15 protein-coding genes and 1 tRNA gene are annotated in these 18058 nt (G+C 40.3%); 3 read left to right on the top strand and 13 right to left on the bottom strand.

Translation table 11 applies throughout. The features are described from left to right. Positions 1 to 48 precede the first annotated feature (48 nt). The 3 genes from L6494_RS21750 to purE all read right to left on the bottom strand — a co-directional run bounded on the left by L6494_RS21750 (position 49) and on the right by purE (position 4548). Positions 49 to 1635, bottom strand: coding sequence for an ammonium transporter (locus L6494_RS21750; RefSeq protein WP_237989834.1), 1587 nt, complete (start codon positions 1633 to 1635; stop codon positions 49 to 51). 397 nt (positions 1636 to 2032) lie between these two features. Next, entirely contained in the window at positions 2033 to 3502 is a 1470-nt protein-coding gene (locus L6494_RS21745; RefSeq protein ID WP_237989833.1) for an ammonium transporter, read from the bottom strand. 527 nt (positions 3503 to 4029) lie between these two features. Further along, the gene (gene purE / locus L6494_RS21740; protein WP_237996205.1) at positions 4030 to 4548 is read right to left on the bottom strand and encodes a 5-(carboxyamino)imidazole ribonucleotide mutase; all 519 of its coding nucleotides are present in this window, start codon (positions 4546 to 4548) and stop codon (positions 4030 to 4032) included. Between the two features lie 336 nt (positions 4549 to 4884). Between purE and nagA the strand changes: the two genes are divergently transcribed. Further along, a complete protein-coding gene (gene nagA / locus L6494_RS21735; protein WP_237989832.1) occupies positions 4885 to 6051 on the top strand; it encodes an N-acetylglucosamine-6-phosphate deacetylase in 1167 nt (388 codons plus the stop codon). Between the two features lie 31 nt (positions 6052 to 6082). On the opposite strand, the gene L6494_RS21730 is transcribed toward nagA, so the two are convergent. Then, entirely contained in the window at positions 6083 to 6331 is a 249-nt protein-coding gene (locus L6494_RS21730) for a type II toxin-antitoxin system RelN family antitoxin (protein WP_237989831.1), read from the bottom strand. On the opposite strand from L6494_RS21730, the gene L6494_RS21725 reads away from it, so the two are divergent. Continuing rightward, complete coding sequence (locus tag L6494_RS21725; protein ID WP_237989830.1) at positions 6330 to 6506, top strand: hypothetical protein; 177 nt, start codon at positions 6330 to 6332, stop codon at positions 6504 to 6506. The two genes, L6494_RS21730 and L6494_RS21725, sit on opposite strands and share 2 nt — an antisense overlap. Here L6494_RS21725 and L6494_RS21720 read toward each other — a convergent pair. The 5 genes from L6494_RS21720 to L6494_RS21700 all read right to left on the bottom strand — a co-directional run bounded on the left by L6494_RS21720 (position 6498) and on the right by L6494_RS21700 (position 13048). Then, a complete protein-coding gene (locus tag L6494_RS21720; protein ID WP_237989829.1) occupies positions 6498 to 6824 on the bottom strand; it encodes a HepT-like ribonuclease domain-containing protein in 327 nt (108 codons plus the stop codon). The genes L6494_RS21725 and L6494_RS21720 overlap by 9 nt on opposite strands. Continuing rightward, a complete protein-coding gene (locus L6494_RS21715) occupies positions 6814 to 7128 on the bottom strand; it encodes a nucleotidyltransferase family protein (RefSeq protein WP_237989828.1) in 315 nt (104 codons plus the stop codon). Before L6494_RS21715 ends, L6494_RS21720 begins: the two co-directional genes overlap by 11 nt. Further along, positions 7125 to 10703, bottom strand: coding sequence for an N-6 DNA methylase (locus tag L6494_RS21710; RefSeq protein ID WP_237989827.1), 3579 nt, complete (start codon positions 10701 to 10703; stop codon positions 7125 to 7127). The genes L6494_RS21715 and L6494_RS21710 overlap by 4 nt, the downstream gene beginning before the upstream one ends. Then, positions 10642 to 10827 (bottom strand): hypothetical protein, encoded by a 186-nt coding sequence (locus tag L6494_RS21705; protein ID WP_237989826.1) that lies wholly within the window; start codon positions 10825 to 10827, stop codon positions 10642 to 10644. The genes L6494_RS21710 and L6494_RS21705 overlap by 62 nt, the downstream gene beginning before the upstream one ends. Before the next feature lie 139 nt (positions 10828 to 10966). Further along, positions 10967 to 13048, bottom strand: coding sequence for a cation:proton antiporter (locus L6494_RS21700; protein ID WP_237989825.1), 2082 nt, complete (start codon positions 13046 to 13048; stop codon positions 10967 to 10969). A gap of 355 nt (positions 13049 to 13403) precedes the next feature. Here L6494_RS21700 and bchM point away from each other — a divergent pair, with 355 nt between their 5' ends. Beyond that, entirely contained in the window at positions 13404 to 14093 is a 690-nt protein-coding gene (gene bchM / locus L6494_RS21695; RefSeq protein ID WP_237989824.1) for a magnesium protoporphyrin IX methyltransferase, read from the top strand. Positions 14094 to 14299: 206 nt separating this feature from the next. Here bchM and L6494_RS21690 read toward each other — a convergent pair whose 3' ends face one another. From L6494_RS21690 to L6494_RS21675, 4 genes are all read right to left on the bottom strand, one after another. Next, entirely contained in the window at positions 14300 to 15055 is a 756-nt protein-coding gene (locus L6494_RS21690) for a TspO/MBR family protein (RefSeq protein WP_237989823.1), read from the bottom strand. Between the two features lie 364 nt (positions 15056 to 15419). Continuing rightward, positions 15420 to 17471 (bottom strand): prolyl oligopeptidase family serine peptidase, encoded by a 2052-nt coding sequence (locus L6494_RS21685; protein ID WP_237989822.1) that lies wholly within the window; start codon positions 17469 to 17471, stop codon positions 15420 to 15422. Between the two features lie 109 nt (positions 17472 to 17580). Continuing rightward, positions 17581 to 17733 carry a hypothetical protein gene (locus tag L6494_RS21680; RefSeq protein ID WP_237989821.1) on the bottom strand — a complete coding sequence of 51 codons (153 nt, stop codon included), beginning with the start codon at positions 17731 to 17733 and terminating at the stop codon, positions 17581 to 17583. Positions 17734 to 17974: 241 nt separating this feature from the next. Further along, positions 17975 to 18047: transfer RNA gene (locus L6494_RS21675), tRNA-Phe, on the bottom strand. Between the last annotated feature and the right edge of the window lie 11 nt (positions 18048 to 18058).

The following is an 18058-nucleotide window of genomic DNA, read 5'->3' as shown; positions in this document are numbered from 1 at the left end:
GGCATAACACACCCTACCGATCATTTACTACAAACTTGTAAATTGCAATTAAATTTTATTGGAATAATCTTCCCCTGATGAGTAGCCGCCAGAGTTGCCAGCTTCTCCAAATCCACTGGGACTATTTTCTTTGAGGAATCCACTGTAGGCTTCCATACCGTGTTCATGGATATCTAAACCTTCCAGTTCTTCTGTTCTGGTGACTCGAATACCCAAGGTATATTTCAGTGCTAGCCAAAAGATGCTGCTGAGAAGCACAGTCATACCACCGACTGCAATCACACCTAGAAACTGGATACCTAACTGTTCTACGCCACCACCAACAAATAAGCCTTTGATTGGCCCAGCACCCTCACCATACCAGGAATAGACACCAGGTCCAACAGACCATAGACCAACTGCAAGAGTGCCAAAAACACCACAAACAAGGTGAACTGAGGTAGCACCTACTGGGTCATCAATACCAATTTTGTCAAATAATGTGACAGAGAAAACTACAATCACGCCAGCAATCAAACCAATAATTACTGCACCGGGAATGCTGACATAAGCACAAGGGGCTGTAATCGCTACCAAACCAGCCAGAATACCGTTGATAATCATCGACAGGTCAGGCTTACCTAAGTAAAACCACGCTGTTGCTGTAGCTGCAATTCCGCCAGCAGCCGCAGCCATGTTGGTTGTTAAAGCAATATGAGTAATAGCATTGGGGTCAGCAGCCATTACAGAACCGGGGTTAAAACCAAACCAGCCTAACCACAGAATCAAACATCCTAGAGTGGCAATACTCATGTTGTGACCAGGTAAAGCCACAACTTTTCCATCTTGATATTTACCGATACGGGGGCCAAGAAAGGCTGCTCCCATTAAAGCTGCCCAACCACCAACTGAGTGAACTACCGTAGAACCAGCAAAGTCCCAGAACCCTTGTTTGTATAACCAACCACCACCCCAAACCCAGTGTCCGGTAATGGGGTAGGCGATACCTACAAGTAAGATGCTGAAAATTAAGAAGTCAAGAAACTTAATTCTTTCGGCAACTGCACCAGACACAATTGTCGCGGCTGTTCCCGCAAATGCCAACTGGAATAAAAATTTGGCAGCTAAGGGGACACCAGCCCAATTTAAAGCACTGAAGACACCTTTATAAGCATCTCCGGTAACAGGACTATTATCTTCTCCTGTTAAGAAAAACCCATTTAACCCAATAAAATCGTTGCCATCGCCAAACATTAACCCAAAACCAATTACCCAAAAAGCTATGGTGGCTAGTGCAAACACAATTAGGTTTTTGGCAAGGACGTTAACAGCGTTTTTCTGGCGACAAAAGCCAGTTTCTAACATCCCGAAACCAGCATTCATGAAGAATACTAAAAACGCTGCGATCGCTACCCAAAGTGTGTCCAGAGCAATTTTCAATTCTGCTGTTGTCGGGCCAGCGTCTGGGGTTTGGGCAACTGCGACATAACCCCATCCCAAAACAATCAAACAAGCCAAAGGTAAGCAAGCTTGCCAACTGGGTGATAGCCGCTTAATGAAATTAAATAACTTGATTGTTGAGTTATGTTGCGAGCTTTTAGCGGAATTTCTTGCGGAAAATCGCCTATTTTTTATTTTCGATTTATGCTTGTACATGGGTTGAAACAACGTCCTCCGAACGATCCTTGATTGCAAGAAACAGGTTAAGCAGAAAAACTAGCATCGGTATTGCCAGCCAGTGATTTTGATGTTTTTCTTTGAGACCACTGATTTGGTAAACCAAAAACTCAAATAATTATTTAGGAGTTTAAGAAATTAATGACACCTCTGTAAATATTATTTGTAGATATCCTTAAGAAATTATGATGTAATTTCTACAACAGTCAAGTATTCTTCATTTAATCTTTAATCAGGAAAAAATATTTTGACATAGCGATAACGGTTATTTTGTCAATACAATCTCCATCAAAAATGAGCAGAGAAATTAATCAGTAATTTGTGGCACACATTACTACTATTTGTTAACTTTTGTCAATTGATCAGCTTAACTGGTTCATTCATTCTCAAAGGTCGTAACGTCTGAACTTTTGGGATGATATTTTTTCTCTTCTACTAACTTGTCAACTGCATAGACATCAGGCCACACCGATGCACCATGCTCATAAACATCAATACCTAGGCGATCGCCTTCGGGATGAACACGCAAGCGTCCGATGGCTTTAAGACCAGCGAACATTACAAAGCTTAAGCCAACTGTAAAAACTGCGATCGCTACGACACCTAGAAGTTGTATACCTAATAATTCAATTCCACCCCCTAACAGTAAGCCTGCTTTTTTGTTCAGGGTCAGTTCCGCTTGTCCCAAAAAACCGACAGAAAGAGTACCCATCATGCCGTTAATTCCATGTATGGAAAAAGCGGCTACTGGGTCATCAATTTTCAGTGATTCAATTAGATCAATCCCCAGCACTACCAAAATGCCAGCCGTTAATCCAATCAGCACAGCAGCCCAAGGTACTACATAAGCACAAGCAGCTGTAATTGCTACTAATCCGCCTAAAGAACCATTCAGACAATACTCTAAATTCCACTTACTAGTGCGGATATACTGAAAAATCATTGCCGCTAGTGCTGCTGCTCCAGCCGATAATGTGGTATTGACTGTCACCAAACCAATCAATCCTGTGTTCCCAGCACCGAGAGTTGAACCAGGGTTAAACCCATACCAACCAAACCAGAGAATCATCGTTCCCAATGTCACCAAGCTTAAATTATGGGCTGGTGGTGGCGTTCCCCAAGGTGTACGACCAGGGCGAGGCCCCAGCAAATAAGCTCCAACCAGCGCAGTCCAACCGCCTACAGAATGCACAATAGAACTACCTGCAAAGTCGTGATAACTGAGTTTAGATAACCATCCGTCAACATTCCAAGCCCAATGGACAATAATTGGATAACTGAATGCTCCCATCACGGCACTGTAAATTAAGTCACCAATAAAGTCAGTTCTACCGAGCAGAGAACCCGTAGTGATTGTACTGGCGGTTGCTGCAAAAGCAAACTGGAAAAAAAACAAGGTGTAGGTATTAATAGCAGCCATAGAACCAGGCGCACCCATTGGATAGATCCCATCACTATTAGGTAGCTGGCTCAAAAAAAATGTGTCTGTTCCTAACAAACCTCCAGCACTTGTACCAAAAGCAATCCCAAAACCTATTGCCCACCACGCTAAGATAGTGACAGCCGCATCAACAAAATTTTCCAATAAAGCGTTAACTACACCTTTTTGCTGGGAAAAACCGGCTTCTAACATTGCAAAGCCAGCTTGCATAAAGAATACTAAAAACCCAGTGATTAGTACCCATATAGTGTCAATCGAAATTTGCAGTTTGATCGTAGTTTCTGATAAAGACTGCAAATTGGGAGGATCTGCTGCTTGTACAACTGTAGGGGCAAAAATTGCCAATACCACCGAACCGATCGCCAGCACCATCATGCGTTGCCAAGGTCGAATACGCTTATTCATTAGCTCATTTTTTCCTGCTTGAACAGCGATGATTGATCATGGTAGCAGACTGACCAAAATCAATCACTTTTGATCAGAAAATCTGGCGATCAAGTTTTACTTAAAGCCAAGTTTATTCTCTTTTGTTTACCACTCTGCTCATTCAACTAAACAGAGCGTGGACAGACAGTGTAATTCACATAAATAAGGTTAAATTTTACAACATACTTTGGTTAATCCATGACTAAATTTGATTTATGATGTTTTACTTAAGACATTAATTCTGTATTTTTTAATACATTTATTATTTCGTATGCGTAGAATTTAGTTAGTGAATAGGCAATTAAATCATGTGAAACCTTTATATAATCAGTAGTTGCTGATATTTACATATAATTACTAATAAATTTATTAATTTTATATACAAAATTTTAAGTAAAATGTCTGGGGATTGGGGACAAATCAATTCAAAATTCAAAATTCAAAATTAAATAACTGGGGACTGGGGACTGGGGACTGGGGACTGGGGATTTGATGGCCAATGCCTTTTAAAATTCTTGTTCTAAATATTGGGTATATCCTAGTTCTTCTAGTTTTGCTTGCTTGCCCATGACCATATTAGATAAACTTTGACGGTACTTTTGGACTTTTTCTAGTAGTTCTGGCTGGTGAGTAGCCAAAATTTGCACGGCTAAGAGTCCGGCATTTTTAGCGTTACCTATCGCCACTGTAGCAACGGGAATGCCTGCTGGCATCTGAACAATAGAATACAAAGAATCCACACCTTGTAAATTGCGGGTAGCGATGGGAACACCAATCACAGGTAATGGTGTTAAAGATGCTACCATGCCAGGAAGATGAGCAGCACCACCAGCTCCAGCAATGATGACTTTAATTCCTCTTTGGTGCGCTTGTTGGGCATATTGCACCATCCTTTCTGGAGTCCGATGGGCAGAAACGATCGCTACCTCGTTCTCAATGCCAAACTCATCACAAACAGCGATCGCATCTTTCATAGTGGGCAAATCGGAATCACTGCCCATAATAATGCCAACAACAGGAGACATAGCTAATACAGCAATCTGAGGGTGCAATTATCATCTCATATTGAGTGCTGAGGGACTTCCAAATAAAAAAATATCCTAAAGCTGACGCAAAAATTCTCTCTATTTCTCCTCTCTCTGTGTTCTCTGCGTCTCTGTGGTTAGTTTATCTTGGATAATTTATTTCTTGGAAATCCCTAAGTGCTGAGTTGTGAGTAAAAAATTAAGAGACAAGAAGTATTATCCGCCTTTTTTCCTTATCCCCATCTCTGTGTCTCGATATATCGCTATTACTTCACTTGATTAAATAGTCGGTACATGAGTTAATACCAATGAATCATGCCCAATGCCTAATTCTCCATGCCCAATTCCCACCTTGTAGACATTATCAATGCTAGAGTTCCTGGCTACCAAGATTTGCAGATGCTTTCAGTTAATCAAGAGGGCATAATTGAGCAAATCCTGCCAATAGAGACAGTATTTAAACGGGTTTCGCCACCGTCATTGCAAATATTAGATGTGGCTGGGGATTGGATTTCTTTGGGCGGTGTTGATTTACAGATTAACGGTGCTTTAGGTTTAGCTTTTCCTGATTTATCTGTTGAAAACTCTTACGTATTAGAGAAAATTAGCAAATTTTTATGGGATGTGGGGGTAGATGGATATTTACCGACACTGGTGACAACTTCAGTAGAGAACATACAGCGATCGCTAGCTGTGATTGCAGATTTTATCTCGACTCCCAAAACAGGTTCTCAGATTCTGGGAGTCCATCTAGAAGGGCCATTTTTAAATTATCAAAAGCGTGGCGCACATCCGGCAGAGTATTTATTACCCTTAACTATTGATCAGGTAAAGCGGGTTTTGGGTGATTATGCTCATGTTGTCAAAGTCATCACTTTAGCACCAGAGTTAGATCCTACTGGGGAAGTCATCCCTTATTTACGTTCTTTAGGTATCACCGTCAGTTTAGGACATTCTCAAGCCACAGAGACACAAGCAAAACACGCCTTTGAACTGGGTGCAACAATGGTGACTCATGCCTTTAATGCGATGCCACCCCTACACCACCGCGAACCAGGTTTATTAGGCGCAGCCATTACCCATCCTGGGGTAATGTGTGGTTTTATTGCTGATGGACAACACATTACACCCACCATGTTGCAAATTCTCCTCCGTGCCAGTCAGGGACTATTTTTAGTTAGCGATGCCCTTTCACCTTTAGGACTACCTGATGGGGTTTATCCTTGGGATAGTCGGGAAATAGAAGTAAAAAACGGCACTGCACGGCTAGCAGATGGAACATTATCGGGGACAACTCTACCCTTATTGGTGGGAGTACAGAACTTGGTGAACTGGGGTGTTTGTGACGTAGAAACTGCGATCGCTTTAGCTACGGATGCACCTAGACAGGCGATCGGTCTACCAGGAATTTCCTCTAATCAAAAAGCTAACTTATTACGTTGGCATTGGGATGAGACGACAAAAGAACTTAATTGGAAGCGATTAGGGAATTTTTCTGGCTAAGAAACTAGTAGCTCCGTAAAGCGAAATTTGATCAATTAATGCCAATAGCTTCAAGACCTTCCCACAGTTGAGCCACCGGGATAGTTTGCCCAGTCATGGCTTCGCGCCAAGCTTGCCGGAAATCTGCTAAGACTTCTGCTTGAGATTGATCTTCCAGAACTTCTTCTTCAGGGATTAGCACAATTACTTCTACTCGGCTATTTTTATCAGTTAAAAGCGGATGATCTAAAGTTAGTTGTCCCTCCTCATTGATTGTTGCCATAACTTTAAGTGCTTTCATGATTACTCCCAGATGGTTTAAGTGGTGGCAGTTTAGGGTGATGCCTAATGCTTCAAGTTGCTGGTTTATCCAAGTTGTGGCTGTCGCTTCATCAGTCTCAATTGCCCGTTTTATTCCTGTTTTAGAAATTTGTAGCAGTTTTTTGCACTTTGCCTACAAAACACCTTTAAAGTAAAGAATCAATCAAGTTCAAAAGTTCTGGCAATTTGTTTTCAACAACATCCCATATCACATCAAAATCAAGCTGATCGTACTCATGGACTATCACATCTCGCATTGCTGCCATTTGTCGCCAGGGAATTTCTTGATGTTGCTGACGGAACGACTGGGAAAGCCTTTTGGTGGCTTCGCCAATAATTGTAATTTGGTAGAGGATTGCAGACAATTTCTCGTCATTAGTTTCTAGTTCTGATTTGCTAACTCCATTTGCATAGCGTAAGCTGCGCCTAATGGCATTAGCGATGTCGATCACAAATTCTTGGTCACGCGGCATAAATGACTTGTGCAGATTCCAAAATATTTTTACGTCTGAGCCAGTTTTCACTGCGCTTGATCGCAGCTTTTACAATCAAATCTACAGGTCGGTTAAAAATAGCTTGCAGTTCATCGCGCATTTGCAGAGTTTCGGTTAACCCCCGTTTCGCAGTTGGAGAAAAGGCGATCAACACATCAATATCGCTTTCGGGGCGAAAATCATCGCGTAAAACAGAGCCAAACAAGGCAAATTCGGTAACTTGCCACTTGTGACAAAACTCACGAATCTGATCCATTGGTATATCTATTGCAGTAATCGTCATGACAGTTCTACCTCCAAGGCTTCAAGTTGCCGATTTATCCAAGTTGTGGCTGTCGCTTCATCAGTCTCTATTGCCCGTTCTACTCCTGTTTTAGCAATTTCTAGCAGTTGTTTGGATTTTAGTTTTAATAAAAATGATGAATTTATCTTTTCAACAATCTTTTGCTGTTGAGGTTTTGGTAAAATCGGAATTAACAAATTGGCTAAATCTGGTTGAGAAATACTGTAGTAAGCCACACCATGCACTCGACGCTCAACCTGTAAGTAACCAAATTTTGAATTCAAAAATAAACTTACATACTCTGGTAAAACTTTTTGTCTAGAAACTGATGTTAAACGTACAAGCATAATTTCACTGCTAATAATCCCATTAACTTCTAGTTCTGTAACAACTGCGGAATTACCAAAACTACCTTTACGGGTAAAAAGAATATCTCCTATTTGTAAACCCACAGGCTTATCAACATCAGCCATCGTAATTGGAATTTTTACGGCACTTTCAAAATTAATCTGTCCGTTTTTGACATCGCCAACGCGAATATAAGGCGTACCTTCTTCTGTATACTCCCGATAGTCAAAACCGTTTTGAATTGGTTCTATCAATGAACCTAAGTTTTGAGATGGAAAACCACAATTTTTAATAGCTTCTTCTGCTTGATCATATTTTGGTTGATAATATTCAGCATCTAAGCGACCAGAGGACAGGAACGACTCAGCAAAACTCTTGACGGCAATGGTTTCTTCCTTGGGTTGCCAGTCATTCAAGCCAAGCTCTGACAACAGCAAATCTTCAGCTTGTTGATACATTTCCTTAGAAACCTCTTTTGTTTCCCAAGATAGGTTAATTAATGATTTTATTCTTAGTTGAAATTCTCTATTTAAAAGAGGTATGGGTATTAATCTGACCTTATTTAAAGGTAATCCTTGCTGAACCATACCGGAAGAATTTCTAATAACCCAGTCATAGCCGATATTTGAATTTAGGTAGGTTAAGAGATATTCAGGAATAATTAGGGAATTTGGAATAAGTGCTATTCTGGCAATATCTTGATCTATATTTGCTGGCAAAATATCCCTTTTAACAATAGAACAACATCCTACTGTTCCACGATTAGCAAGAAGAATATCATGTTCTTGAAGAGAAGAGCGTTTATTTTTATCATCAACCCATTGAGCTAATCCATCTGCACCAATTTTATCTGTAAACCAGTTTTTCGTATTTTTAGCTGTTATGTGAGCAATGTTTGATGTTTGATCTACTTCATGATAGCCATGCTGACCATCGGTAATAAATGCAATATCACCAAGAACAATATTATCAAATTTATTTCTTTGAAAATATTCTTGTAAATATTGTTTTTTAAAAAAATCACTATCTACTCTAAAAGAAATATTTTCTTTCAAAGCTTCATTCAAACTCAATTCAACCGCTTCAAGCCCATCCATCAACTGCTGATACCTCACAGCATCAAACTGTGTAACAGATGGGCTGAGTTCAAAAAAACTGAAGTTCTCCTTTTTGGCAAACTCAACAAATGCTTCCGCGATACCGTCTTCCGTCAGTCCCTCGTGGTTATACAGGTCATGATCCACCACTAAATGACCGTGTTCATCTTGTAAAAAATCGCTCTCTACCCCAACAACTCGTTGCACCGGAGAAGGCGGCATCAAATCGCTGATTTCCTCATCGCTTGGTGAAGCTGTAGACGATGAAATCTTCCGCCAAATCTTGTCTCCAGAGTTATCCTTCCCCGACTTTCGCATGGTGGCAAAAAAAATGTTGTAGTCATCCTTTCGGGGGCAAAGTGCGCCAGCTTTGGGGTCGTCGTTCCATTTCTGTAAAAACAGCACTGAAGTTTTTGTGCCTGTGTGCGGCTTAAAGGTGTTGCCGTGTAGTCCGACTACCGCCAAAATTCGGCAGCGTTCCGCAATAAAATCTCGAATGTTCTTATCAGATGAGTTGTTGAACCGTCCCTGGGGAAGCACGATCGCCATTCTGCCCCCTGGTTTCAAAAAATCCAAGTTGCGCTCAATAAACAAAATGTCGCGCCCTACCTTACTTTGCCACTTGCCATCCGGCTTTTTCGCCAAGTCATAGCGGGCAATCATGCGCGGTTCTTTGATGTCCCCTGCAAAGGGCGGATTCGCCATTAGCACATCAAACTGAAACTCTCGATAGTCCTTGCTACCTTTCGGTCGCAGCTTTTTCAGTCGCCTGAACCCTTCATGGTAAATGTTATCCCAATCTTCTTGCTCGGTGACTTCATCCCAGAGTTCATAATCCAGGGTGTTTAGGTGCAATACATTCGTCTGTCCATCACCTGCAATCAGGTTTAGCGTCCGTGCTACCCGCACCGCCTTTTCATCAAAGTCGATGGCAAAAACCTTGTCTTCCACATACTCTTTGCACCGGGGTGGCTTATCTTCCAGGGAAAACAAATGACTCGCTTGCAATCCCTCATCTGCCAAAATCTGCCGCCACACATGAAAAATCGTATGCACCGGAAACCCCGATGACCCCGCAGCCGTATCAATCATGTACTCATCCTCTTGGGGGTTGAGCATCTTTACGCACAGATCAATTACATAGCGCGGTGTAAAAAACTGTCCCTTTTCGCCCTTGCTGCTCTGGTTGATCAAATACTCAAAGGCTTCATCGATTACATCCAGGTTGGAGTTAAACAGCTTGACATTTTCTAACGACGACACACAAACCGACAGGTGAGATGGCGTGAGGCTAATTTTGGCATCTTCACTAAACACCCCTTCCCACTTTTTCTTGGCTTTGTCGAATAGATCCTGAATCTTAGTTTTCAGTGCGGCTTCTGTCTGTCCCGTATTGCGAAATTCTAAAGAACGGGTCGATCGCCTGTTGCCTTGCCCAGAATACCACTCATCATAGAGCTTGGTGAAAATCAGCTTAAACAGTTCCTCAAATACATCTACGCCAGCATTGGCTAACACCTCATCTTCCATTTCTTCGATCAAGGTCTTGAGAGATTTATTCTCCTTCACCAACTTGTCATTAGCGATCAGGTCTTCCAGGGTGAACTTTATCTGGAGAATATCTGCTAGGGTTTGATTAGCATTGGGTAGCCCCGGAATATCTTCAAAATAATTGGGGTCTTTGCGCTGGTAGTAGGAAATTTGATCGCCATTCGTCCAGACTGCGATCGGCGAACCGGTGGCGTTACAATAAGAGCGCAGCTGGTCTTTGCCATCCTTGAGTTTTGGCTTTTTTAGCTCTACAAGTATGTAGACTGTGTTAGGACGGTCTTTGTCCATCACCACGATGTCTGCCCGTTTCACTTCTCGCCCAAAGTTCACCCCATACTCAACCTGAATACGACTGAGGGGATAGTGTAAGCGATCGCGTAAAACTCGTAAATATAGTTGACGAATTGCCTCCTCTGGTGTTAGCTTAATCGCCTTTTGGCGCACCAAACAAAGCGTATAAGCAACCTCACCGTTTTTGGTTGTCTTGAGGGTAATTGTCTGCTCTAACTGCTCAATTTCAGCTATCGTAAACTGCGACAGCTTGTAATTTGAGTCTTTGAGGATATCGGCTAATTTCATCAGGGGCTATCAAGTTGACTCTAAGGGCTGCTTCGTCATAAGAGTTTAGCGTCATTGTAGTCACTGCCTGATAAATTTTTTTTAATTGTTTAATGGCGATCGCTTCTTCTATACCTAAAGACATCCAAACTGGACTTTTCTCAGCCCTTTTTCAATGACTGCATGAGCAGAGACAAGAGTTTGCGATCGCAATAGCAGGTTAAGTTTGAAATAGCGTAATCAAAATGGCTTTATGCCCTTACTACGAACTTTAATTAATGCAATCATGAATGAGATGCTCCCAATAATACAATTGAGCAGGTCAATTCGTTAATTACTTGAGTCGTCACTTCACTAACAGCAAATCCGCCTGTTGTCCGATAACGAACAGCACGCAACACCGCTAAATCAAAAGCTGAGGCTTCTCGGATAATTGCTTTAGCAACGTCATCATCTCTAATTGTTTTAATCTCTATATTCACTTGCACCTGACTGTTAGCAACAATATCAGACAATTGCGATGTAAACTGCTCTATCAGAGGTGCTGGTGTATTCATGGCGCATACGTGTAATAGCACTACCTCACCTTGATTACTATCAGCCAGGATTTGAGCAAATCGTAAAGCACCCACAGTTTGCGGCATTAAGTCCCCTACTGGGACTAAAATTCTGTGGATTGTACCTGGGCTATTTAACAACCGTGCTACCGCTACTGGACAATGAGATGACCAGAAAACACTATCAATCACATTACCAAATAAGCGGGCGCGTAAACCGGTTGTCCGAGACCAACCCATCAGCACTAAACTAGCGTTTTGTTCCCGACTAGTGCGGCTAATGCCTAAAGCCACATCATCATCAATCCGAATAGCAGTTAGCACTTGCACATCGAACTCTTGACTAATATCTTTAGCTAATTTCAATCTTTGCTGACTCTTTTCCAGTGCTATTCCTAACTGTGGATCATCCATATGTACATGAGCTTGAGCGATCGCCAATGGCATGATCCGCCCTGATTCATGACGCGCCAGTAATGCTGCCATTTCTATCAGATATCGCTGGGTTTGTGGGTTATAGATTGGTACTAATACCGTAAAAGGATAGTGATTTTCTTCAACTAGTTGTTCGTCAGCATTTCCCCACCAAATTGCTAGGCTATCTGTGTCTAATTCTGCTTGGGGAAGTTGTAAGGAAGCGGCAAATCTAGCTGTAATTATTGGCCCCAAAATTGCTGTCACCAACATCAAAACAATGACACTATTTAAGACACCTTCATCAATTAACCTTTCATTCGCACCATTCACAGTTTGATAAGCCACTAATGTTGCTGCTAATGTAGCCGCTACCTGGGGTAACGAAAGCGACCACATTGTTAGCAATTCCGCAGTGTTGTAGCGGTAAATCAATTTAGCGAATAATGCTGCTAAAAATTTGCTGCCAATTAACGCCAAAACAATAAATAAAGTCAGCCAAAAGGAAGAAAGAGTTTTGATAAAGGCAGGAATATTAATTAATAATCCCATATCTACAAAAAAACAAGGGATAAATAACACACTACCCATAAACTCAACTTTTTCTTTAACAGGGCTACGTCCCAAAACATCATTTACAGCTAAACCTGCTAAAAACGCACCAACAATTTTCTCTACTCCGATAATCTGCGCTCCCACAGATGCTAGAAATAATGCTAGTAAAATGAACAAAAACTGATTACTCTGTTCATCTCCAGAGCGACGAAAAAACTCTTTACCTAACCAGTCAAAACCAAACAGAACGATAATTGAGTAAATTGCTAGCCCACCTAACAAAGTTAATAAACTAAGTGTTGTGAATTCTCCGTTATGAATTCCCACACAAATTGCTAGCACTAGCAATGCACCTGTATCAGTGAAAATCGTAGCCCCAATTGTGACGGTAACAGCTTCATTCATCACTACACCCAGGCGACTTACAATTGGATATGCCAAGAGGGTATGAGAAGCTAATAAAGAACCAATTAATACAGAAGCATTCCAGCTAAAATCAAATAATCTACCTACCATAATGCCAGCAATCATTGGCACTAAAAATGTTAAAATCCCAAATCCAATTGAGCGATTTTTAGTTTTTCTAAATTGCTCAATATCAATCTCTAACCCTGCCACAAACATTAAATAAACTTTGCCGATATCCGAAAGTAGTGTGATGGTGTCGGAATCTGGATCTAGAAGCTTTAATCCACTTTGTCCCAAAATGACACCAGCTAATAGTAACCCTACTAATCCAGGTAATCTTAATCGTTCAAATATCGGCGGTACAGTAAAGATTACTGTCAGCAGTATTGTAAACGCAATAATAGGAGTATCAGTTAGTAAATTTGCACTCATATCTAATTATAATTATTGTCTGGAGGTTAAAATATGTCTAAAAAACGATTTTTTGCCAAAATTTATCAGCTACAATACTTACATAAATTTATAAAGCCTGAAAAAATGAATAGGCTTATAATAGCAAAACTTATTCACTTTTAATTTAATTGATAGACTAAATAACTGATTAGTAACCTAAGTAAGAATTAGTATCAGAAGTAGTTAGATGTAGATGTTATCAAGTATTTTTACTCATCAATCAGTATAGAGGCTAATTCAATAGAGATAATTTGAGAAAAATCTGGAAGAGTGTTCTTGATGTTGACTATCAATGATAATTTTAAGGATTGAGAACCCTTAAAAATCGAAGTTTATGAACGCAGCCGACGATAAAACCATTGTTCGTGAGTATTTCAATTCCACAGGGTTTGACCGATGGAGACGGATTTATGGCGATGGTGAAGTCAACAAAGTCCAGCTAGACATCCGCAACGGCCACCAGCAAACTGTGGATAGTGTCATTGAGTGGCTGAAAAATGATGGCAATTTAGCAGAGTTATCAATCTGTGATGCTGGCTGTGGTGTTGGTAGTCTGAGCATTCCTCTAGCTACAGCAGGTGCTAAGGTTTATGCCAGCGATATTTCTGAGAAAATGGTAGAAGAAGGCAAGCAAAGAGCCTTAGAAGCCTTGGAAAATACCGAAAATCCTACCTTTGCTGTACAGGATTTGGAATCTTTAAGTGGCAATTATCACACTGTTATTTGCTTAGATGTCCTAATCCACTACCCCCAAGATAAAGCTGATGAGATGATTTCTCACCTCTGTTCTTTGGCTCAGTCTAGAATCATTCTGAGTTTTGCACCTAAAACCTGTGCTTTGACCTTACTCAAAAAAATTGGCAGTTTCTTTCCTGGGCCAAGTAAAACCACCCGCGCCTATCTGCATCGTGAAGCTAATGTCATCAAAATTTTAGAAAGTAATGGCTTTGCTATCCAAAGGAAGGCATTTACTAAGACTAGCTTTTACTTTTCTCGGATTTTAGAAGCTACACGTCAACAATAAACTCCTCACCGCTAGATGAGGAGTATCTGAATCTAGCGGGAGGTTGATATTTACAGAAACAGAAGTGACAGTGAAGATTTAAAGAGAAAGCATCTTTTTTCTTGGTCCTATTGTTTAAAAAACGGTAGATTGTTAATTTTTCTACCGTTTTTTATAAGTCAATTGATATTTCTCTTTGCTATTATGTCAAGGTTAATTGGGAGTATTTATTTCTCCACAGGTGTTAGTTTTACAGGATACAATGGCTCAGATCCATTTAATTGCCAAATTCTCAATACCAATACAGCCGCTACAGTTAGCCAGACACAAGAAAATGATAAAATCATTCCCGCTATAGGATTAGTTTGCCAATAAATTGTTGTCACCACTACAGCAGATAACCAAGGACCTAAAATCACTACAGGAACAGCTGCACCTAATCTCCGTTCTACAGTAAAAATTGTATTCCAAGTATCCCCTAAAGCCAGATGTACTACAAACAAAATTAAAGGTAGCACTAAAAACTGGTGATTCATTTGCTGCCAAACCAATATAGAAGAAATTACCCGCAAAACGGCAATTATCATCCAAACTATGGGAAATGCTAAAGGTGGAGGGGCCCATTTTGGTCTGATTATCTGGTCATAAGTTTGACGAGAACGGGTATTATCTAAAAGAGAAAAAATTCTTGAACGGATACTTAATAGAGCAAAAAATAATCCAGTCAATAAAGTGCTAAACCAACTGGGCAAAGAAGAATTATTATCAATCGATAAAACTAATTTTTCCATTCCCAGCAACACAAGAATCATGACTACTATTTGCAGGATAGTCCCTATTTTATAAACTAAAACTGCTCTGACATCTAGTTCTTGTGTAGTAGCTATTGATGTATCTGGAAACTGTTTTTGATTAAGAGTTTTTACCCCCATCACTGTATTGACAAAATTTTCAAGTATTCCACTATTATTGGATTGACTCATAATTAAGAGCTTGTGCGTAGTTTTTAGTTAGTCATAATAGGTCATTATATAGCGGTTCTCGCTTTAAAGAACCCCACCCCCAACCCCCTCCCCGCTAGCGGGGAGGGGGCTATGATATACCTCATGTGATTAGGAAACGCTATATGATAATCTAATGGTAAAAATAATTGTTTTCATGGCATAAATAAAAATACATATTTGTAGGAAAACTAAGCGTAATAATTAATATTATTAGATGAAGACTAACGGAAAATTAAGCTTTTTAAACCTGGGTCGGCAGGTTTTGTCTGTGTAGCCAAGCCACTGCTTTGGGCGGGTTTCCCGACTTGTAGCAAGTGGCGCGCGATTTCTAATTGCCTGGGCTTTAGTTACCATCAACATCCAAATTCTTGAATAAAAAAGCCCACTTATCTGCTGCTTCTTCAATGATTTTCGCTGTAGGTTTACCTGCACCGTGTCCCGCTTTCGTCTCAATTCTAATCAGCGTCGGTGCATCCCCAACATGAGCTGCTTGCAAAGTTGCCGCAAATTTGAAACTATGAGCAGGAACAACGCGATCATCATGATCTGCTGTAGTAATTAAGGTAGCTGGGTAGGCTGTACCTGGCTTGAGATTGTGCAGAGGTGAATAGGCGTAAAGCGTTGGGAAATCTTCGGGATGATCTGGCGAACCATATTCAGCAGTCCAAGCCCAGCCGATGGTAAATTTATGAAACCGCAACATATCCATTACACCAACGGCTGGTAAAGCTGCACCGAATAATTCAGGACGCTGAGTCATACAAGCACCGACCAATAAACCGCCATTGCTACCACCTGCGATCGCTAGTTTTGCAGTTTTTGTGTAATTATGATCAATCAGCCACTCAGCCGCCGCAATAAAATCATCAAAAACATTCTGCTTTTTCTCCTTCATCCCCGCTTGATGCCATTCTTCACCATATTCTCCACCACCACGCAGATTTGGCATCGCATAAACACCCCCCATCTCCATCCATACCAACATATTCACAGAAAAACTGGGAGTGAGTGAAGCCCTAAAACCACCATAAGCATAGAGATATGTGGGATTATTCCCATCTAATTGCATCCCTTTTTTGTGGGTAATAAACATCGATACTTGTGTACCGTCTTTACTCTCGTAAAAAACTTGTTTGGTTTCATAATCATCATGATTAAAATCTATAATTGGCTGTTTAAAAATCTCACTTTTTCCCGTTACCATGTCATAGCGGTAAATAGTTCCTGGTGTTGTGAAACTGGTGAAGCTATAAAAAGTTTCTGTATCATATCGCTTACCACCAAACCCACCAACTGAACCAAGTCCAGGTAATTCTACCTCACGAATAAATGTACCATTGAGGTCAAAAAATTTAATTTGGGAGTGAGCATCTTTTAAATAATCAGCCACAAACTGATTATTCAATATATTTACCCCTTCTAAAGTTGCCTCATTTTCAGGAATAATTTCTCGCCATAATTCCTTTGCAGGGTTTTTAATATCAATCGCAATTACTCTACCCCTTAGTGCTTCTAAATCAGTGAGAAAATAGAACACACTATCATCATGATCAATAAAACTATAATCGGCTTCAAATTGATTAATTAGTTCAACAACTTCTGCATTATTTTTAGCTAAATCTTTGTAAAAAACTAAATTTCGGGAATCAGTTCCCAACCAAACAGAAATAATCAAATATTTACCATCTTCCGTTACATAACCACGAAACCCCCACTCTTGTTGATCAGGACGATGATAAATTAGGCTATCTTCAGTTTGAGGTGTACCCAAACGGTGATAATAAAGCTTTTGATAATAGTTAACGTCTTCTAGTTTCGTTTTTTCATTGGGTTCATCATAACGACTGTAGAAAAATCCTTGGTTATCCTGTGTCCAAGACACACCAGAAAATTTCACCCACTTGATATGATCTGGTAAATCTTCACCAGTTTCTACATCTCGCACTTGCCATTCTTTCCAATCAGAACCAGAAGTAGATAAACCATAAGCTAATAATTTACCATTATCACTAACAGCAACTCCTGAAAGAGCAACAGTCCCGTCTTCAGATAATTTATTGGGGTCTAGCAAAACTCTTCGTTCACCATCGAGGGATTTTAAAGTATAAAGAACACTTTGATTTTGCAGTCCATTATTTTTGAAATAGAAATAATTATCTCCCTCTTTAAAGGGAATACCATATTTTTCATAGTCCCAAAGTTTAGTGAGACGCTGTTTGATTTTCTCTCTGGCAGGAATTTCTTCCAGGTAAGTGAAAGTAATTTGATTTTGTGCCTCAACCCAAGCTTTTGTTTCTTCTGAGTCAGGGTCTTCTAACCAACGGTAAGGATCTGCAACTAAAGTACCGTGATAATTATCAACTTGATCATTCTTATGGGTATGGGGGTAAATCATAGTAATTCAGAATAAATTTTATCAGCATCAACTAATAGTTTATTATCAAATGAAAAATGTTCGTTGATATTCTCAAAAGGAAAACTTCTATCTTTGGGCTGATAATTATTTAAATTAGGGCAAGAATAATTTTATAGGAAGAGGGGATGAGAGCGATCGCAAATTCAATCTCATAATCATTCATCAGACCTAACCTCGATTTTAGCCATGCGATCGCAAATAAACCACATAATCCTAGTATGGCTGCTGTGACAAGGCTCATCGCGAAAGTCCACTCAATTCGACTGGATTCCGCCTATACACCCCTTGCGAAAAACATGACATATTTTATGACACATAAACTGACTAGATTATGGGTGTAAAGAATTAACGTAAAAGGAGTTCTTGCAGCTATAAGCTTAAAGCAGTACGCGTAAATGTCCATAGCACAGAGGGCTTTTGCCTTTATGCAAGTTTTAAGGCAGTTAAGGCGTTATGTCAGTACTCTTGTTAGTTGTGATGTATGCCAGGAACGAGACTTGAACTCGTGACACGAGGATTTTCAGTCCTCTGCTCTACCAACTGAGCTATCCCGGCTTAGGCTTTTT

This window comes from Nostoc sp. UHCC 0870, assembly GCF_022063185.1.
Taxonomy (GTDB): Bacteria; Cyanobacteriota; Cyanobacteriia; order Cyanobacteriales; family Nostocaceae; genus Trichormus.
The sequence above is the reverse complement of the archived record's forward strand: the minus strand, read 5'-3'. Positions and strand labels throughout refer to the sequence as shown.